This window comes from Paenibacillus sp. NPDC057934 (assembly GCF_042887565.1).
Taxonomy (GTDB): Bacteria; Bacillota; Bacilli; order Paenibacillales; family Paenibacillaceae; genus Paenibacillus_AQ.
The window spans coordinates 158,118-176,226 of the sequence record NZ_JBHVPB010000013.1; the positions used below are offsets into that span (position 1 = coordinate 158,118).

Consider the following 18,109-nt stretch of genomic DNA (forward strand, 5'->3'; position numbering starts at 1 on the left):
AAAGCCAAGCGGCAGGAACGCCACTTGGCTTTTTTGTGCAAATTAGTTCGAATTATACCCAGGTCGGTTGAACTTGGAAGCGGGGTTTCACTTCTTCATTCTTGAAAGTCTCGCTTTTGGAAGCCTCAGATTTAGCAGCTTCGTCCTTCTCGGCAGCAACGTCTTCCATGGAAATACGCCAGATATCCGCACCAAGTCCCGACAGCTTCTCTGCCAAATGAACATATCCACGGTCGATGTGATGCGTTCCGGATACCTCTGTAGTTCCTTCAGCTACAAGGCCTGCCAGAATCAACGCAGCTCCTGCACGCAGATCGGTGGCGCACACTTTGGCGCCTACGAGACGGGCGTTGCCTGTCACGATAGCGGAGCGGCCTTCAATCTTGATCTCTGCATTCATGTTGTGGAATTCATCCACATGCATAAAGCGGTTCTCAAATACCGTTTCAGTAACCACGCTGGTGCCCTCAGAGCGAAGCAGCAACGCCATCATTTGCGACTGCATATCCGTTGGGAAACCAGGATACGGAAGAGTCTTCAGATCAACAGCTTTCAGTGGTTTGTCACTGATGACGCGCACACCGTTCTCATCCGGAATAATGGTTACGCCCATTTCTTCCATCTTCGCAATCACCGGTCCCAGGTGATCAGCAATGGCACCTTCTACATATACATCGCCGCCTGTAATCGCCGCAGCAGCCATGTAGGTGCCTGCTTCGATACGGTCAGGAATAACATGATGCTTCACGCCATGCAGAGACTCAACGCCTTCAATGCGAATCACGCCTGTTCCTGCACCACGAACGATAGCGCCCATTCCGTTCAGGTAGTTGGCCAGGTCAACAATCTCAGGTTCCTTGGCCGCATTCTCAATTACGGTCACGCCCTCGGCAAGAGTTGCCGCCATCATTATGTTTTCGGTCGCGCCTACGCTGGCTACATCCAAATAAATCTTGGCTCCGCGCAGCCTCCCGTTGCTTTTCGCTTCAATGTAGCCTTGGCCGAGACTAATCTCTGCACCAAGCGCCTCAAATCCTTTTAAATGCTGATCAATGGGACGAGTACCGATTGCGCACCCGCCTGGTAAAGAGATTCTTGTACGTCCCAATCGGGACAACAATGGCCCCATCACTAGGAAAGAAGCCCGCATTTTGCGCACCCATTCATAAGGTGCTTCACATGAGGAGATACTTCTGGCATCAACCTCAATAATATCGTTCTGGTATGTAACCCCTGCTCCCAGAGATTCCAGCACTTTGCTAATCGTCATTACATCGTCAAGCGGAGGTGCGTCCACAATGACGCTAACTCCTTCTTCTGCCAATAAAGAGGCGGCTATGATCGGTAGTACGGAATTTTTTGCGCCGCTAACTTTCACGCTCCCGGTCAATCTGTTGCCACCGCGGACGATAAATTTGCTCATTTCGGTTTCCCTCCGCGTCCATTATTTCTCGAAATAAATGTTTTCATCTTAATTTAAGTACCACTGTCATATTATCGCATATTCCGTCATTTCATCCTGTTTTTCGAGTACATCCCTTAAAATTCAGTGTTGACATAATAAAAAGTTATTATTCGATGTCTTACTGCAACTTATGGCCTACGAACTTATAACCAAACCCTTACGTCTTAAAACATATGGCGGATCTGCGAGCTCCAGCCCAGATAATCCAGCAGGAACCCCGCCACGAAGTGCCCTAGAACAATGGCTAGTAGCAAATGCAGCAACCTGCTTTGCGGGCTCTTGGGATATCTTATGATGAGATCGAGCTTAAGGTTCTGCAATGCCCACCAAGATAATACAACGCAGAGCAAAGATACAACCATTGAGACCAAACCGCTGCGGCCGATTGCGCTAGACAACTCCGCGGTCAACATTTCGTTCATGTTTACCCCCCGTGTAACCTTACTCGGAAATCGACTCTTATATCATACTTGCGTAGGGGAAAAGAATCCAGTACTTTTACAAATTTTTAAACAATATAGCTCCAATATCCTAGGATATCACTAGATGTTCACTTTAACAACCTGCATAAGACCTTAAATCATGCTTTTAAGCAGAATCCATTAATTTACTCGATGTCCAGCTGATAGATACAAAAAGGCGGCCAAGCCCATAAGCCTGACCGCCATACTATTACTGTTGTCCTTTTCCAGTGGACACTTTGATCCGTGTAACGGCGCGTTGCAGCGCCAGCTCCGCACGGCGGTGATCAATATCGTCCTGTTTGCTTAGTGACTTCAGACGACGTTGTGCCCGTTCTTTAGCCGCTTCGGCGCGTTCAACATCGATATCCTTAGGCAGCTCGGCACTTTCGGCGAGCACGGTTACCTTGTCTTTGTGCACCTCAACGAAACCGCCGTGTACGGCGATTGAGATCGTAACACCGTCCGATTTAACGGACAACGGAGCAACCTGAAGTGGAGTTACAAGCGGAATGTGTCCGGGTAAAATGCCGAGCTCGCCTTCAACTCCGCGTACCGTCAGGCTATTCACCTGTTTCGAGTAGACGAGATGATCCGGCGTGACAATTTCCAACAGAAAGGTGTTCACTTCCATTCCTCCTAAAAGCTTTACCAAGTAAAGCTCGCATCAAAACTCTAAGCTAGCAGGCAACTCTCGAAGCTTGGAGTAGATAACATCCGCCGCGAGAGTTCCCTTAGAGTTACAGAGATTTCGCCTTTTCAACTGCTTCTTCAATCGTACCTACGAAGAGGAACGCTGCTTCTGGAAGATCATCATGTTTTCCGTCCAGAATCTCTTTGAAGCTGCGAACCGTTTCTTTAATCGGCACATATTTGCCTTTGAAGCCTGTGAACTGCTCTGCCACGTGGAAAGGCTGGGACAGGAAACGTTCAACTTTACGAGCACGGGCTACAATCACCTTATCTTCTTCACTCAGCTCGTCCATACCCAGGATTGCAATGATATCCTGAAGCTCGTTATAGCGCTGAAGCAGTTGCTTAACGCCTTGAGCCACGTTGTAGTGCTCATCGCCAACAACTTCAGGAGCAAGAATCCGGGAGCTGGAAGCCAAAGGATCAACCGCTGGGAAAATCCCTTTCTCGGAGATTTTACGCTCCAAGTTGGTTGTAGCATCCAAGTGGGCAAACGCCGTAGCCGGAGCCGGGTCAGTATAGTCATCCGCAGGCACGTAGATCGCTTGAATGGAAGTTACGGAACCTTTTTTCGTCGAGGTAATACGCTCTTGCAATTGACCCATTTCGGTTGCCAGCGTAGGCTGGTAACCAACGGCAGACGGCATGCGTCCGAGCAAGGCGGATACTTCAGAACCCGCTTGAGTAAAGCGGAAGATGTTGTCGATAAAGAGCAGCGTATCGCGGCCTTCTACATCACGGAAATATTCCGCCATGGTCAAACCTGTCAATGCTACGCGCAGACGGGCGCCTGGCGGCTCATTCATTTGTCCGAACACCATCGCCGTTTTCTTGATAACGCCAGAGTCCGTCATTTCATGGTACAAGTCATTACCCTCACGGGTACGCTCACCCACTCCTGCGAATACGGAGATACCACCATGTTCTTGAGCGATGTTATTGATCAATTCCTGGATCGTTACCGTCTTACCTACGCCGGCACCGCCGAACAGGCCGATTTTACCGCCCTTGGCGTAAGGAGCAAGCAAGTCAATAACCTTGATTCCAGTTTCCAGGATTTCCGCTTGTGTCGACAGCTCATCGAACGTCGGAGCCAAACGGTGAATTGGGTTTCTTTGCTCAACCACAACTTCTGCACCATTGTCAATTGGATTTCCGAGTACGTTAAATACACGGCCCAGTGTCACTTCGCCTACAGGAACCGAGATCGGTCCTCCTTGGTCGACAGCTTCCAGCCCGCGCACCAGACCGTCTGTAGTTGACATAGCGATACAACGTACCAAATTGTCACCCAGATGGTTAGAAACCTCAAGCGTCAGATTGATCTTGCGGTCATTCCCCACGCTGGCCTCAATTTTGATGGCGTTGAATATCTCGGGCAACTGGCCGCGTTCAAATTCAATATCCACAACCGGACCCATAATGCTTACAACGCGTCCTTTGTTCATCTTAGTTTCCCTCCTCGAAAGCTGTTACATTAAGAAGAAACGACAGTGCCGTTCTTTAAGAGTGAATACTCCTGAAGCTAGCGACACTATGTATCGCTTATACGGCACCGTTTCTCGTGAAATATAAGGCAAGTTAAGGATTGCTTAACCCTTCTCATATTCTAAGACTGCGCATTCGCTCCGGCCACGATCTCGGTAATTTCCTGCGTAATTGCCGCCTGACGCGCGCGGTTGTACGTAAGGGTAAGGTCTCCGATCATTTTCGACGCGTTCTTCGTTGCACTGCCCATCGCTGTCATCTTCGCACCCAGCTCGCTGGCTTTGCCATCCAGAATAGCGCTGTAAATCAACGTCTCGGCGTACTTCGGAAGCAGAACTTCCAGCACACCCATAGGTGAAGGCTCATATTCATAGTTCGCGCTGGCTCCATGATGCCCTTCATTGCCTACAGTCTCCATCGGCAACAGCCGGTCAACTGTCGGTACCTGAGTAATCGCATTGACGAAACGGCTGTAGCAAACGTACAGTTCGTCAAATTCACCATCTACAAACTTCTGAACAGCCGAGTTGGCGATAGACTTGATATCCGCAAACTTCGGCGTATCGGAGAGCTCGGTAACAGTTTCGATAATCGGGTATTCACGACGACGCAAGAAGTCACGACCTTTACGACCAATGACGAACAAAACATACTCGTCTTTCGACTTGTGCCGCTCTGCGATAAGCATAGTCACCTTACGCAAAATATTGGCGTTATAGCCACCGGCCAGACCTCTATCCGAAGTAACGATGAGATATCCGGTCTTCTTCACAGGACGCGTGACCAGCATAGGATGCTGGATGCCTTCTGTACCCGAAGCAATGCTGGATACGACCTCTTTCAGTTTTTCTGAATAAGGACGGGCAGCTTCCGCTTTCTCCTGCGCTTTTCTCAGCTTGGAGGCAGCAACCATCTCCATCGCTTTCGTGATCTGTCTGGTGTTCTTAACGCTCTTGATTTGACGTTTAATATCACGCATGCTTCTTGCCATGATTTCACCACCTTAGAGCTTTGACATAGTCAAAGCTAACTTCGTAAGCATGATCCTTAGAGCTTTGACATAGTCAAAGCTAACTTCGTAAGCATGATCCTTAGAGCTTTGACATAGTCAAAGCTAACTTCGTAAGCATGATCTTTTGAGCTTTGGCACAGCCAAAGCTATCTTCGCAAGCATAATCCGTGAGCTTTGGCACCGCCAAAGCTCACTTTAAAATCGTTCTATTCATTTGAAACTTCTATAGACTTATCTCTTATGTTAGAGCGCCTAGGAATCAAGGTTTAGCTAGTAGCGAAACCTCTCTTGAATTTCTCAATAGCTTCTTTCAAAGCGGTCTCGTTATCTGCAGTCAGATCCTTCGTATCCGTGATAGACTTGAGGATTTCAGAAGCACTGCTATCTACAAATGCCAGGAACTCCTTCTCAAAGCGCTTAACATCTTTGACCGGAATATCATCCAGATGGCCTTTGACAGCTGTGTACAAGCTCACTACCTGATGCTCAACGGACAGTGGCTGGTTAACGCCCTGCTTCAGAATTTCCATCATACGTGCACCGCGGTTCAGACGGGCCTGCGTAGATTTGTCAAGGTCAGAACCAAACTGCGAGAATGCCTGCAGCTCACGGTATTGTGCCAGATCCAAACGGAGTGAACCGGCAACCTTCTTCATGGCCTTGATTTGTGCAGACCCCCCTACACGGGATACAGAGATACCAACGTTAATCGCTGGACGCTGACCGGAGTAGAACAGATCAGACTCCAGGAAGATTTGACCGTCAGTGATCGAGATTACGTTCGTAGGAATGTAAGCTGATACGTCAGAGGCCTGTGTTTCGATGAATGGCAATGCGGTTAATGAACCACCACCAAGCTCATCGCTAAGTTTAGCCGCACGTTCCAAAAGACGGGAGTGCAGATAGAATACGTCACCAGGGAATGCTTCCCGACCCGGTGGACGACGAAGCAGCAAGGACAATTCGCGGTAAGCAGAAGCTTGCTTGGAAAGGTCATCATAGACAACCAGTACGTGCTCGCCTTTGTACATGAAGTACTCACCCATTGCGCAGCCTGCATACGGAGCGATGAAGAGCAGCGGGGACGGCTCGGAAGCCGAAGCTGTTACAACGATAGTATACTCAAGCGCACCATGACGGCGGAGTGTTTCAACTACTTGCGCTACTGTGGATTGCTTTTGACCAATGGCAACATAGATACATTTCATGCCATTGCCCTTTTGGTTGATAATCGCGTCGATCGCGATTGAGGTTTTACCGGTTTGACGGTCACCGATGATCAACTCGCGTTGTCCACGGCCGATCGGTACCATGGCGTCAATCGCCTTTAAACCTGTTTGCATCGGCTCATGAACCGATTTACGGTCGATAACGCCTGGTGCATTGTTTTCTACAGGACGGAATTCAGTCGTTGCAATTGGACCTTTGCCGTCGAGTGGCTGTCCAAGTGCGTTCACAACGCGGCCCAGCAGGGCTTCGCCAACCGGAACCTGCATGATGCGGCCCGTACGCTTCACTTGATCGCCTTCACGAATTTCCGTGTACTCACCCAGAATAACAACACCGACGTTGCTTTCTTCCAGGTTGAGTGCCATGCCTACTACTCCGTTGGAGAACTCCAGCAATTCGCCTGCCATCGCGTTTTCCAGACCGTAGACACGGGCGATACCGTCGCCGACTTGAATGACGGTGCCAATTTCGGCAACTTCGATATCGGCTTTATATTGCTCAATTTGACTTTTGATCAAAGTGCTGATCTCTTCAGGTCTGATGCCCAATATCCTCACCCCTATCTTCTATGCTTATCGTTAAAAGATTTCTCGAGACGTTCCAGCTTGCTGGACAGGCTACCGTCATACAGCGTATCGCCGATAACCACTTTTAGTCCACCGAGCACACTCTGGTCAACTACGTTCGTCACACGAATGGTACGATTCACCAATTGGCCAAATTCAGCTGCCACCGCTGTCTTCTCATCCTCGCTAAGAGAATAAGCAGAATACACCGTAGCATCGCCGATACCTAGAGCGTCTCCTTCAATTTTGATATACGTTTCTAGCAGATCGGCAAAAATGTCGGTTCTGCCTCGTGATACAAGCAATTCCACCGTATTGAGCACTGTTGGAGAGAGCTTATCTTGAAGCACAGAACGCAGCACTTTCAGTTTGTCGGATTGCGAGATGCGCGGAGCCAGGATAAAGCGTTTCACTTCCTGGTCGTTATGAAGAACTTCGACTACCGTCTTGAGCTCCTCTTCAACCTGAAGCGTAATCCCTTTCTCTACTGCAGCACTATACAGCGCTTTAGCATAGCGTCCCGCAACTACCGTATCGCGGCTCATGATCTGCCTCCTACCTCTTTGAGGTATTGATCAACAAGCTGCTCCTGTTCGCCACTTGCGCTTACTTCTTTCTTGATCAGCTTGGAAGCAATCCGAACGGATGCTGTGCCAATCTCGCTGCGAAGTTCTTCGACAGCTTTGTTCTTCTCGTTCTCGATATCCCGGACAGCCTCGTCCTTGATGCGAGAAGCTTCGGATTTGGCTTGCTCCAGAATCTTGTCCATTTGTTGATTGCTGGTGATTTGAGATTGCTGGATGATATTCTGAGCTTCCTGGCGTGCATTGTTCAAAGCCTGCTTTTGCTCCTCCACATACGCGACCGCCTGCTCTCTGGTCTTCGCTGCCTCGTCCATCTGCTGCATTACCAGTTCGCGGCGTTTTTCCATGATCCCAAACAATTTACTGAATGCAAACTTGCTGAGCAGGAAATACAGAAGCGCAAATGCGACAATTGAAAAAACGATATTTGTCCAAACGATATCCACTGAGGTCACTCCCTTCCATTACCGCGTCTTGCGGACGTATACAAAAGTAAGGCGCGGATGGCACCTTGCCCTCCCCGCCAAACCGTAGGTACGGTTTATTAAGAAAACATGATCAGGAATGCAATAACTGTTGCGGCCAAAGGAATAACTTCGACGATACCTACACCGATAAACATTGTAGTTTGCAGGGCGTTACGAGCTTCCGGTTGACGAGCGATAGACTCTACCGTTCTACTAACGATCATACCGTTACCAAGACCTGCGCCCAGTGCGCCCAAACCAACCGCGATTGCTGCTGCTAAAAATTCCATTTGTAAATATCCTCCTTTAATTTCGGTTCATTTTGTGTTTAATGATATAACATATCTCCCGCGAAGCGATTATCGGCGGCTGCCGTTTGTCTTCACGACAGCTCATTAATGTGCTTCTTCTTCGTGAATCGTCATCTGCGCGATATATACCATCGTCAGAATCGTAAAGATAAACGCCTGCAGTGCGCCGACGAATATACTGAAGCCCTGCCATACGGCCAGGAACGGTATACTGAGAACTCCAAGCTTCAGAATAACAGTGATCAGAACCTCACCTGCGAAGATATTCGCGTAAAGCCGGATTGCCAAAGCGATAGGCTTGGCCAAGTTCTCAATAATGTTGAGCGGCAGGAAAATCGGAAACGGCTCAATATAGTGCTTGAAATAATGCTTGCCGTTGAGCTTAATGCCCAGGTAGTTCATCAGTACAAACACGATGAGTGCTAATCCCGCAGTGACATTGATGTCCGCTGTCGGCGATTTGTACCACAGAATCTCAATGTGGTCGCCATGTGCAAGGTTCTTCGTAGCTTCAATCACATGTCCGAATACTGTAACCGGCTCATGTGCCTTAGTCACGACTGAAAACGGCAGTCCGAGCAAGTTGGATACGAAGATGAACAGGATTAACGTCAGCCCCAAAGATATATAAGGCTTCCCTTTCTTCAGATCCATTGCACTTCCAATGACTCCCTGCACAAACTCCACAACCCATTCCATAAAGTTCTGTAGTTTGGAAGGATTCTCAACGGACAGATTGCGAACGGACAGCATGACCAGAACGAATACCACTGTACAACTGATCAGGAGCATCAGTACGACGGACAAGTCTATCGGAATTCCGCCTAGCATGATTTTCGGCATAGCATGCATAGCATCCCCCCCCTTTCTCTTTAATCTGGTTACATTTTTTTCTTGATGCTCAGATATATTCCCGCAGGAATAGCGAGAAGCTGGGGAATGAAAAGGCCGGCTATCGTTGCTTCCAGCGAGAAATGCTCGATTTTGACCGAGAACATGGTGACCAAAATGGCGAAGCAAATCCGTGTGACAAAACCGAGGCTGAAGGCATTCCCTTCCTTGTTCGCAATACTCTGCGTTACCCGTCTGACCTTAACGGCCAGGTATCGGAAATTTACCAATCCCGCCACCAGCCCCAGAGCCATGCCCAGAGTAATAGTCCGGGTCTCGTGATGAAGCGCCCATCCCATTACCAGTCCTGCCATAAGGACAAGGGTCACTCTGGTGACAGTATTGATCATGGGAGTCATATTATCCATTCTGCTCCCCCAAAAATTTTTTGATTAACAGGACCACATTCACAATCCCCAAAATCATACCGGTGATCGTGCCTATAGCCAGCCAATAATTGTGTCCGTCCATCAGGTCTCTCAGCCATTTGGCGAGAAAAAAACCTATGATAATGTAAGCGGCTAACAATGTTCCTGCACTTCCAATGACAAGAGCAGTACGTCCAAGGCTTTCCCTGTCTTTTTCCTGTTTCATGGCTACAATCCCAACTAATTTTACTGAATTCCCAGACTCTTTGTCAATTCATTGAACATTGCCCAAAAACCCTTGAAAACATGAAAATAATCACAGCAAAACGTTCCAAAACCATATAAACCGTACAGTTTCACTGTATGTTGATTTCAATTCATTCAGAATATTAGTTTTAATGATTTTATTTATTTTTTGTGAACATTCTGTGAAACTCTTCCGGACGCTCCTCAACCACTCCAAAATGATGCAAAATCGCATTGACAATTCTCTCGGATGCCTTGCCGTCTCCGTATGGATTTGCGGCCTGACTCATGGATTGATAGAGCTCCTGATCAGTTAACAGAGCATGTGTCCGTTGATACACCTTCTCTTCGTCCGTCCCCACAAGCTCCAGTGTTCCAGCCTCGATCCCTTCCGGGCGTTCCGTAGTGTCACGCAGCACTAGCACAGGTACTCCGAATGAAGGAGCTTCCTCTTGCAGGCCGCCGGAATCGGTCAAAATCAAGTGGGTATGCGGATAAAAATTATGCAAGTCTACGACATCCAGTGGATCAATCAGCTTGATTCTCGGGTGTCCGCCCAGGATCTCATGCGCCGGTTCCTTGACTGCCGGACTCGGGTGCACAGGATACACAATGACTACATCTTCGAATTCATCAGCGATTCTTTTGACAGCACGGAAAATATGACGGTGCGGTTCGCCTTGTGATTCCCTGCGGTGCGCCGTCATCAAAATAAGTCTTTTTCCTGACGCAAAATCCAGTACAGGATGCCGGTAGTCCGGCTGTACGGTATATTGAAACACATCAGTAACCGTATTGCCTGTGATATAAATACTTGATTCTTTTTTATTCTCGTGTCTCAAGTTGTCTGCTGACTTGTCTGTTGGAGCAAAATGCAAATCGGCCAACACACCAGTCAACTGACGGTTCATCTCTTCGGGATAAGGGGAAAGTTTGTTCCAGGTCCGAAGTCCTGCTTCCACATGCCCGACCTGAATTTGCTGCAGGAATGAAGCATAGCTGGCCAGGAATGTAGTCAGCGTGTCACCATGTACCAGCACCAGATCAGGCTTGGCCTCACGAAGCACCGGCTCCAATCCTTCCAGTACCCGAATGGTAATCTCGTTCAGGGTCTGGCGGTCTTTCATAACATCCAGATCATAGTCCGGTGTAATCTTGAACACCTCGAGCACCTGATCCAGCAATTCACGATGCTGGGCCGTCACGCACACGATAGATTCGATATGTTCGGGATGTCTCCCCAGCTCAAGAACCAGGGGTGCCATCTTGATCGCCTCGGGGCGCACTCCGAAAATCGTCATCACTTTAATTTTGGACATATCCCCTACCCACTTTCTCCATAGTTGCAATTCTTTCTACATAAGTATTCTTGATTACTTAGTTCCGTACAGGCGGTCACCAGCATCCCCAAGTCCCGGGATGATGTAACCATGTTCATTCAGATGGTCGTCCAAAGCAGCCACATAGATATCTACATCCGGGTGAGCTTCGTGCACAGCGGCAACACCTTCCGGTGCGGCGATCAGGTTCATCATCTTAATCTGGGTACAACCACGATTCTTCAGTGAAGTAATAGCAGCAATGGCAGAACCGCCTGTAGCCAACATTGGATCAATGACAATCAGTTCGCGCTCCTGGACATCTGTAGGAAGCTTGACGTAGTACTCAACAGGCTGCAGTGTATCCGGATCGCGGAAAAGGCCCACATGACCCACCTTAGCCGCAGGCAACAGCTTCAGAACGCCTTCCAGCATACCCAGTCCGGCACGAAGGATAGGAACCAGTCCCAGCATTCTTCCGGAGATTACCTTACTTTGTGTCTCAGCAACCGGCGTTTGCACAGTTATCGTTTCCAGTGGAATATCGCGTGTAATCTCGTAAGCCATCAATGTGGCAACTTCATCAACGTGTTCTCTGAACTCCTTAGTGTTAGTCCGCACGTCGCGAATAAATGTCAGTTTGTGTTGAATCAAAGGATGATCGCAAATCACCAATTTTCCCATTAACTTGTCCCTCCGGTAATTATAAAGTCTTTAGTCTCAAGCCCTAGTAAGCGCTTTGCACCTGTTCAGTGGCTAAATCTCATCTATTATATCATCACCGCCGCTGCTTTTCACCCTACGACAGAAACTGCAACTATACTCTTCGAAAATAAGTCGATTATCACATTATTATCCAATAGCGTAATCTAAAAACGCACCTAGGGTTTATTGAAGCCTGTTGAAAACGTGTTTTAGTCTGCTCATCTTCAGCATTTTCATACTTTTCACAATTTCATCACGCTTTTTATTGAAATTTCCATGAACTTTCATGATTAATTTCATTACATTTCAATCCATAATCATTCTTCCAGTTGTGAACATTATGCAACAAAAAACCTCCGTAAAGCCGGAAGCCCGGCCCACGGAGGCAGAAAGACAGCACAAATACTGAAATTATAGAGATTAGTATTTCAATTCAGGGTACAGCGGGTATTGATCCGTCAGCTCAGCCACTTGGCGGCCAGCTTCGGTCAATGTCGCTTCATCCTTCGGATTCTTGAGCACATTTGCAATGATGCGGCCAATAGTACTCATCGCCTTCTCATCCATGCCACGAGAAGTAACCGCAGGTGTACCCAGACGGATACCGCTAGTTACAAATGGGCTAGTTGGGTCGAATGGAATGGCATTCTTGTTCACGGTAATGCCAATGGAATCCAGTACTTTTTCCGCTTCTTTACCGGTAACGCCCAGGCTGCGTGTATCAATCAACATCAAGTGGTTGTCTGTTCCACCAGAAATAATGTTAATACCTTCAGCAAGCAACGTCTCGGACAATACTTTTGCATTCTTGATTACATTCTCAGCGTAAGTCTTAAAAGATGGCTGCAACGCTTCACCGAAAGCAACCGCTTTGGAAGCAATCACGTGCATCAGTGGTCCACCTTGCGTGCCCGGGAATACAGCTTTATCAATCGCAGCAGCCCATGGTTGTTTGCAGATGATCAAGCCGCCGCGTGGTCCGCGCAATGTTTTGTGTGTTGTCGTTGTAACAAAGTGAGCATGTGGAACTGGGTTCGGGTGCAGACCCGCAGCTACCAGACCTGCAATGTGGGCCATGTCTACCATGAACAACGCACCTACATCATTGGCAATGGCAGCGAGTTTTTCAAAATCAATAGTACGTGGATAAGCACTCGCACCAGCTACGATCAATTTAGGACGGTGTTTGAAGGCTGCTTTACGCACTTCATCATAATCAATAAGGAAAGTATCCTCTTGCACACCATAAGCCACGAAGTTATAAAGCAAGCCGGAAGCATTAACCGGGCTACCGTGCGTCAAGTGACCGCCATGAGCCAGGTTCATACCAAGTACAGTATCGCCAGGTTTCAGGGCTGCCAAATAAACGGCCATGTTCGCTTGTGCACCAGAGTGCGGCTGCACATTGACATGCTCTGCGCCGAACAGTTCCTTAGCACGCTCGCGCGCCAGATCTTCGACGATGTCTACATCTTCACAACCACCATAAAAACGCTTGCCCGGGTAGCCTTCAGCATATTTGTTAGTAAGCACCGAACCCATAGCTTCAATAACGGCTTCGCTGACGATATTCTCAGAGGCGATAAGCTCAATGTTCGCGCGCTGACGTTTCAGCTCCAATCCCATCGCTTCCAGTACTGCCGGGTCACTCTTACGCAATTGTTCCATGTTCTTAGTTCCTCCCTAGTATTGTGTTTATGTTGTATTTAATGAAAACCATTAAGTTATTCGCAGAGCTGGGCTCCACTTTGTTCCTGTGTCCGGTAGACAGCGCGCTCGCCGCCGATCAAGGCAGGTCTACTCCATGCAGCGTTCACTCTGGCCTCTCCAATATAACGCAGGCTAGGACGAAAAGGTACGGCCACACGCCGTAAATGCATGCCGATCAGCGTCTCACCGATATCAATGCCAGCATGAGCCTGTACGGTTTCTGCCAGTACAGGGTCTTTCATGGAGCGATAGGCAGCAGTAGCCATAGAACCTCCCGCGCCGGGAATCGGCATGGCTGCAACCTCCTGCAATCCTAACCCTTCAAGCAAAGAACGCTCCATAACCAATGCACGGTTCAAATGCTCACAGCATTGATAAACCGGATGGAATCCGAATTCATCAGCGACCTGAGTAATACCTTCAAGCAGTTGCTCTGCCACAGCTAGCGCTCCGCCAGTCCCAATCCGGGCACCGGCCACCTCACTGGTGCTAGCTCCTACGACAAGAATCTTGCCGGGACCCAGCTTCCCTGCTACCGCAAGCTCTCGAACTACAGTAGCCGCAGCCTCAGACAGTAAGAGCTCACTGGCAGACGGCGGATCTTCTTTCCCATCAGGTCCTACTGGGCTAGCCGCACGCTCTTCCCAAGACTTCTTCTGCTCCACCACTTCATCCATTGCTCTACCTCCTAAAATGTTATGACGAAACCCTCATCATCACCATTTTCGCGTTAGGGACAGATACGGCTGTACCTCTCCAGGAAGCGAAAGTCCAAGACTTCCGGAGGCTGGCAGATACTCTTGATTACGCGATAAATCGCCCATATCTGTAAGTAAGAAAATATGGATTGTTACCTAACAGTCAGATAATTCCATATATTTCAAACAAAAAAGAGCAGTCCGCAGGTAGCTGCGGATTTGCTCTTTTGCCCAGGCGACCGGCCGTTTATTCCGATGCTCCATCGTGGTTTGATCCACAGTTGTCGCCAGTTACACCGGAACCGATATTTCTTACATCTTAAAGCAAAGGGAGCCGAAAATCAACCATCTTTACAATCGACGCAGCGACTCCAGCTTATCAAGCAAGCCATGAAGCGCCTTGCGAATCTCAGCAGCCGTCATTTCATAATCATCACGGGTGCCGCCGAAAGGATCGGAGATATCGAAGCTTGGAATCCGCTGACGGATCTCAATGATCCGCTGCAGTGCAGCCGCATCCGGTTCTCCTCCAAGAGCAATACTCATTTCTGCATCGGCGTAGAGGCTATCCAGTTCCTGAATGTCTTCAATGATCGACGCTTCATCATGTACATATTCTTTCAGCGTATACGTCTTCGCCACGGCATCCGGGAAATATTGTAGCAAATGCCGCTTGTGACTCCCTGTCAGTGTTAACACAAGATCTGCCCAGGCCACCTGTTGACCGGTAAGCTGTGAGGATTGAATTGAATCATGAACTCCCTCATCCCGCAGAATCGCAGCGGTATGTCTGGATATGGATGAGCCTGAAATGGCGGATACTCCTGCAGACCGCACCTCCAGCTCCATTCCGCGCGCCTTGGCATACTTCCGCAGAAGCCCTTCTGCCATGGGACTGCGGCATGTATTGCCGGTGCAGACGAATAAAATATGCAGCATGTTTATCCACCTCCCATAAATATTTAAATTCATCCCGCCATAGTTTTGTCCACACAGATAACTTGACTGTACAGGAACTATGAACAGAGACGCATAATTGGATAGAATAATCCCGGTGCCGTTATTGTATCAGAAGATGAACAGCAAGCCAAACCCCAGAAGGATCGCCCCGCCAATGGCTTCCCCGTAAGCCCCAAGCCCACGACTGACATGCCGCCCCAGAAGTAACCCTGTAATCGACATTAGCCCGCCGCAGACGCCAAAAGCCAGTATTGTCAGCAAAATACTGTCCACAAACATCCCTAAAGATACACCTACCGAAAAAGAGTCTACGCTGACACTGAGCGAAATCAGCAGCATCCCCCAGAAAGTGCGATGATCCCATACTCTCGGACTGTTGTCACCGGAGTGAAAGGAATTGAAGATCATATGCCCGCCCAGAAGGAGCAGCAACCCTCCGGCGACATAGGTGGTAACCTGTCCCAATAAATGCCCGACGTAGCTCCCTGTCACCAAACCGAGCAAAGGCATGAGCACATGAAAAAAGGCAATCAGCAGGCTGAGCTGCAGGATATGCAGCAGGCGAATCCCTTTCATCCCGATCCCTACTCCGAGGGAGAAAGCATCCATTCCCAGCGCAATTGCCATAATAGCAATCGTTACAACCTGTCCCCAACCGGCATATACCTCTCCTAAGCCCATGGTCATACCCCCAAAGTCGCAAATATCTTGTACAACCACAATATGCGGACAAGAAGATAAACATGACTATTAGGAAAAGAGGGGGCGCTGGGCGGGAGATTATCGGGCCGCGATAACGGTTCCGCCGGCGGCTTTCATAAGCCGGTTCATAATGGCAGCGCCGAGGCCGGTTTCCGGACAAGCCTCGGCCAGAATGTAGGTCGCTCCCGCTTCATCAAAGCGCCGCAGCGCGGCATATAGGGAGCGGGCCCCCTCATCCGGCGAGTGAATCGAGCCGAGAGACACCACGCAGGCGGCAGGAGAGGCGGGATAAAGCGCGGCATGCTCCTCGAAGAGGAGCAGCCCCGTGATCCCGCCGTCACGCTGCGCCGCCTGCAGCAGCTCCGCCGCAGTCTTCGCCACGGCTTGCGGCGAAGACCCGCGCACAACGCCGAGCCAGCCGCGCGGCGCGTAGTGCGTGTACTTCATGCCCGGCGCTCGCGGAGCAGGGCCACTGTCTTCGCCCGCGCTATCGCTAGCGGGCGAACCCGCAGCCGAGGCCGCAGGCGAAGCTGCGGTCTCGGCTGCATGGGCGGGCGCGGTATCCACAGCGCCCGCTCCGGTAACCGCGGCCAGCTGCTCGGCGGTAATTCCGCCGGGCCGCAGCACGGCCACCGTGCCGTCCGGCAGGACCTGTACCACCGTCGACTCTAGTCCAACGCCGGCGGCACCGCCATCGACAACCGCGTCGATGAATCCGCTCAAATCTTCCATAACGTGCGAAGCTAGCGTTGGACTCGGTCGGCCCGAACGATTGGCGCTGGGTGCGGCTACCGGACAGCCGGCTTCACGCAGCAGCGAAAGTGCCACCGGATGATCGGGAATGCGAACGCCAACGGTATCCAGTCCCGCTGTCACCTTCGGGGACAGTACACCTGACCGAACCGGAAGCACGAGCGTTAGCGGACCAGGCCAGAAGGCTTCCATCAACGCTGCCGCTGTCGGATGAACCTCGTCTACCAATTCATCCAACGCCTTCTGATCCGCGATATGAACAATGAGCGGATTGTCGGAAGGACGTCCTTTGGCCGCGAACACCGCCTCTACCGCCGTCGTGTTTCGGGCGTCAGCCCCGAGACCGTACACGGTTTCCGTAGGGAATGCCACGGTTCCGCCCTCCCGTAAAATGGCTGCCGCTGCGCTAATCGCGGCATGATCTTCTTCTTTTTCCGTAAGCGAAGCCCCTACTGTCATATCTAGCAAGTGAAGCTTCCAGTAAGTTGTAGCCTTTATATTTCCTGTCTGCCGTGGAAGGGCAAACTTGGTCTCGATGTTCTTTTCCATATATATCACAAGCTTTCCAAAGAGTAGAGTAATGATTACAAGCAGAGCATTTTCGTACAAACAGGCAAAGTCACGCTACTTCTGAATTTTTTAAAAAACGACCCCACCCTGTGGAGCCGCGACGTTCAGCTTTTAAAATACTACCATAACCGCCCTCAGGACCACAATCCACTAACCCAGTTCCACAGGTTCTGCAGCAATTCCCACACAAAGAATTTTACCTCAGGCGTTTTTCCAGACTCAGCACTTTGATCTGTAGCTGCTCCGTCTCCTTGCGCAGCCTTTTCACCTTGGGCTTTGGTTACGGTCTTGCCTTCCGATCCGGCAGCAGATACGGTCTTCGCCTTAGCAGCAGGCGCTGCGGCATCCCCGGACCCGGCATCTATGAAGCAGAGCGGTGGAAACAGGACACACCACCAGTTTTGACCCTTACCTGCGCCCAGCGTCACACGCAGGGCTTCATAATCACCAGCCGGATACACCTTGCCTCCGTACATTTTGGTAGGGAACGGAACCACGCCCAGCTCCACATTATACGTATAGTCGATGCCCCGCTGCTCCAGTTCTTGGCCCACTAAAGCGTTCAGCTCCGGCAAATGCCGCCGAATTAAGACCCGGGCCTGTTCCAGACTTTGCGGGTCCTCAAGACCAGACACCCATTGGTTCATTTGGGCTACCACAGCATCACGGATTTGACGTTTAACAAGCTGATCCTGGGTCCCGTCCGAATTAGCCAGAATCCGCAGCCGGATGGACTCCGTAGGAATAGATGATTCAGCTACAGCCGCATCGGTTTTCTGTCCTTCCCACATCATGAGGATCACCATAAAAAAACAAATTAAAATGGCAGTATACTTAAAGGTAACACGCAGTGAATCCCCTCTGTGACCTGGATTACTATTCATATCGGCCGCCCCTCTCTCTTAACCTC

At 49.8% G+C, this 18,109-nt stretch carries 20 protein-coding genes and 1 riboswitch; all 20 genes read right to left on the reverse strand.

The genetic code is table 11. The features are described 5' to 3' along the window. Nucleotides 1-52: 52 nt before the first annotated feature. The gene (murA, locus tag ACFVRY_RS26070) at nucleotides 53-1,423 is read right to left on the reverse strand and encodes a UDP-N-acetylglucosamine 1-carboxyvinyltransferase (protein ID WP_387503213.1); all 1,371 of its coding nucleotides are present in this window, start codon (nucleotides 1,421-1,423) and stop codon (nucleotides 53-55) included. Between the two features lie 206 nt (nucleotides 1,424-1,629). Then, the gene (locus ACFVRY_RS26075; RefSeq protein WP_066379048.1) at nucleotides 1,630-1,887 is read right to left on the reverse strand and encodes a DUF1146 family protein; all 258 of its coding nucleotides are present in this window, start codon (nucleotides 1,885-1,887) and stop codon (nucleotides 1,630-1,632) included. Between the two features lie 250 nt (nucleotides 1,888-2,137). Next, the gene (locus tag ACFVRY_RS26080) at nucleotides 2,138-2,554 is read right to left on the reverse strand and encodes a F0F1 ATP synthase subunit epsilon (RefSeq protein ID WP_387503214.1); all 417 of its coding nucleotides are present in this window, start codon (nucleotides 2,552-2,554) and stop codon (nucleotides 2,138-2,140) included. Between the two features lie 112 nt (nucleotides 2,555-2,666). After that, complete coding sequence (atpD, locus tag ACFVRY_RS26085) at nucleotides 2,667-4,067, reverse strand: F0F1 ATP synthase subunit beta (protein ID WP_387503215.1); 1,401 nt, start codon at nucleotides 4,065-4,067, stop codon at nucleotides 2,667-2,669. A gap of 161 nt (nucleotides 4,068-4,228) precedes the next feature. Next, nucleotides 4,229-5,098: an ATP synthase F1 subunit gamma gene (atpG, locus tag ACFVRY_RS26090; RefSeq protein WP_387503216.1), complete on the reverse strand. Its 870-nt coding sequence runs from the start codon at nucleotides 5,096-5,098 to the stop codon at nucleotides 4,229-4,231. A gap of 287 nt (nucleotides 5,099-5,385) precedes the next feature. Further along, a complete protein-coding gene (gene atpA / locus ACFVRY_RS26095) occupies nucleotides 5,386-6,897 on the reverse strand; it encodes a F0F1 ATP synthase subunit alpha (RefSeq protein ID WP_387503217.1) in 1,512 nt (503 codons plus the stop codon). Between the two features lie 11 nt (nucleotides 6,898-6,908). Next, nucleotides 6,909-7,460 carry a F0F1 ATP synthase subunit delta gene (locus tag ACFVRY_RS26100; protein ID WP_387503218.1) on the reverse strand — a complete coding sequence of 184 codons (552 nt, stop codon included), beginning with the start codon at nucleotides 7,458-7,460 and terminating at the stop codon, nucleotides 6,909-6,911. After that, nucleotides 7,457-7,945, reverse strand: coding sequence for a F0F1 ATP synthase subunit B (gene atpF, locus ACFVRY_RS26105; RefSeq protein WP_066379081.1), 489 nt, complete (start codon nucleotides 7,943-7,945; stop codon nucleotides 7,457-7,459). The genes ACFVRY_RS26100 and atpF overlap by 4 nt, the downstream gene beginning before the upstream one ends. Nucleotides 7,946-8,043: 98 nt before the next feature. Further along, a complete protein-coding gene (gene atpE, locus ACFVRY_RS26110; RefSeq protein WP_039877624.1) occupies nucleotides 8,044-8,256 on the reverse strand; it encodes a F0F1 ATP synthase subunit C in 213 nt (70 codons plus the stop codon). A gap of 105 nt (nucleotides 8,257-8,361) precedes the next feature. Further along, nucleotides 8,362-9,129 carry a F0F1 ATP synthase subunit A gene (gene atpB / locus ACFVRY_RS26115; protein ID WP_387503219.1) on the reverse strand — a complete coding sequence of 256 codons (768 nt, stop codon included), beginning with the start codon at nucleotides 9,127-9,129 and terminating at the stop codon, nucleotides 8,362-8,364. Nucleotides 9,130-9,158: 29 nt separating this feature from the next. Next, complete coding sequence (locus tag ACFVRY_RS26120) at nucleotides 9,159-9,536, reverse strand: ATP synthase subunit I (RefSeq protein WP_066379087.1); 378 nt, start codon at nucleotides 9,534-9,536, stop codon at nucleotides 9,159-9,161. After that, entirely contained in the window at nucleotides 9,529-9,762 is a 234-nt protein-coding gene (locus ACFVRY_RS26125) for an AtpZ/AtpI family protein (protein WP_066379089.1), read from the reverse strand. Before ACFVRY_RS26125 ends, ACFVRY_RS26120 begins: the two co-directional genes overlap by 8 nt. 178 nt (nucleotides 9,763-9,940) lie before the next feature. Beyond that, nucleotides 9,941-11,101, reverse strand: coding sequence for a non-hydrolyzing UDP-N-acetylglucosamine 2-epimerase (wecB, locus tag ACFVRY_RS26130; protein WP_175370375.1), 1,161 nt, complete (start codon nucleotides 11,099-11,101; stop codon nucleotides 9,941-9,943). Between the two features lie 54 nt (nucleotides 11,102-11,155). After that, entirely contained in the window at nucleotides 11,156-11,785 is a 630-nt protein-coding gene (upp, locus tag ACFVRY_RS26135; RefSeq protein ID WP_066379093.1) for a uracil phosphoribosyltransferase, read from the reverse strand. Nucleotides 11,786-12,226: 441 nt separating this feature from the next. Beyond that, entirely contained in the window at nucleotides 12,227-13,474 is a 1,248-nt protein-coding gene (locus ACFVRY_RS26140) for a serine hydroxymethyltransferase (RefSeq protein WP_387503220.1), read from the reverse strand. A 56-nt stretch (nucleotides 13,475-13,530) separates the two neighbouring features. Further along, nucleotides 13,531-14,193 carry a TIGR01440 family protein gene (locus ACFVRY_RS26145; protein ID WP_387503222.1) on the reverse strand — a complete coding sequence of 221 codons (663 nt, stop codon included), beginning with the start codon at nucleotides 14,191-14,193 and terminating at the stop codon, nucleotides 13,531-13,533. A gap of 243 nt (nucleotides 14,194-14,436) precedes the next feature. After that, nucleotides 14,437-14,519, reverse strand: a riboswitch (ZMP/ZTP riboswitch). Between the two features lie 46 nt (nucleotides 14,520-14,565). Beyond that, complete coding sequence (locus tag ACFVRY_RS26150; RefSeq protein ID WP_387503223.1) at nucleotides 14,566-15,153, reverse strand: low molecular weight protein arginine phosphatase; 588 nt, start codon at nucleotides 15,151-15,153, stop codon at nucleotides 14,566-14,568. Nucleotides 15,154-15,282: 129 nt separating this feature from the next. Beyond that, complete coding sequence (locus ACFVRY_RS26155) at nucleotides 15,283-15,855, reverse strand: manganese efflux pump MntP (RefSeq protein WP_387503224.1); 573 nt, start codon at nucleotides 15,853-15,855, stop codon at nucleotides 15,283-15,285. Between the two features lie 99 nt (nucleotides 15,856-15,954). Further along, a complete protein-coding gene (locus ACFVRY_RS26160; RefSeq protein ID WP_387503246.1) occupies nucleotides 15,955-17,178 on the reverse strand; it encodes an L-threonylcarbamoyladenylate synthase in 1,224 nt (407 codons plus the stop codon). A 155-nt stretch (nucleotides 17,179-17,333) separates the two neighbouring features. After that, complete coding sequence (spoIIR, locus tag ACFVRY_RS26165; RefSeq protein WP_387503225.1) at nucleotides 17,334-18,083, reverse strand: stage II sporulation protein R; 750 nt, start codon at nucleotides 18,081-18,083, stop codon at nucleotides 17,334-17,336. Between the last annotated feature and the right edge of the window lie 26 nt (nucleotides 18,084-18,109).

Bases quoted from the DNA above. Each gene is read 5' to 3' on its own strand.
- ACFVRY_RS26150 (WP_387503223.1), bottom strand. From the start codon at position 15,153: ATGCTGCATATTTTATTCGTCTGCACCGGCAATACATGCCGCAGTCCC.
- ACFVRY_RS26160 (WP_387503246.1), bottom strand. From the start codon at position 17,178: ATGGAAAAGAACATCGAGACCAAGTTTGCCCTTCCACGGCAGACAGGA.
- ACFVRY_RS26125 (WP_066379089.1), bottom strand. From the start codon at position 9,762: ATGAAACAGGAAAAAGACAGGGAAAGCCTTGGACGTACTGCTCTTGTC.
- ACFVRY_RS26075 (WP_066379048.1), bottom strand. From the start codon at position 1,887: ATGAACGAAATGTTGACCGCGGAGTTGTCTAGCGCAATCGGCCGCAGC.
- upp (WP_066379093.1), bottom strand. From the start codon at position 11,785: ATGGGAAAATTGGTGATTTGCGATCATCCTTTGATTCAACACAAACTG.
- wecB (WP_175370375.1), bottom strand. From the start codon at position 11,101: ATGTCCAAAATTAAAGTGATGACGATTTTCGGAGTGCGCCCCGAGGCG.
- atpD (WP_387503215.1), bottom strand. From the start codon at position 4,067: ATGAACAAAGGACGCGTTGTAAGCATTATGGGTCCGGTTGTGGATATT.
- ACFVRY_RS26120 (WP_066379087.1), bottom strand. From the start codon at position 9,536: ATGGATAATATGACTCCCATGATCAATACTGTCACCAGAGTGACCCTT.
- atpB (WP_387503219.1), bottom strand. From the start codon at position 9,129: ATGCATGCTATGCCGAAAATCATGCTAGGCGGAATTCCGATAGACTTG.
- murA (WP_387503213.1), bottom strand. From the start codon at position 1,423: ATGAGCAAATTTATCGTCCGCGGTGGCAACAGATTGACCGGGAGCGTG.
- spoIIR (WP_387503225.1), bottom strand. From the start codon at position 18,083: ATGAATAGTAATCCAGGTCACAGAGGGGATTCACTGCGTGTTACCTTT.
- atpE (WP_039877624.1), bottom strand. From the start codon at position 8,256: ATGGAATTTTTAGCAGCAGCAATCGCGGTTGGTTTGGGCGCACTGGGC.
- ACFVRY_RS26100 (WP_387503218.1), bottom strand. From the start codon at position 7,460: ATGAGCCGCGATACGGTAGTTGCGGGACGCTATGCTAAAGCGCTGTAT.
- ACFVRY_RS26145 (WP_387503222.1), bottom strand. From the start codon at position 14,193: ATGGATGAAGTGGTGGAGCAGAAGAAGTCTTGGGAAGAGCGTGCGGCT.
- ACFVRY_RS26140 (WP_387503220.1), bottom strand. From the start codon at position 13,474: ATGGAACAATTGCGTAAGAGTGACCCGGCAGTACTGGAAGCGATGGGA.
- atpG (WP_387503216.1), bottom strand. From the start codon at position 5,098: ATGGCAAGAAGCATGCGTGATATTAAACGTCAAATCAAGAGCGTTAAG.
- ACFVRY_RS26155 (WP_387503224.1), bottom strand. From the start codon at position 15,855: ATGGGCTTAGGAGAGGTATATGCCGGTTGGGGACAGGTTGTAACGATT.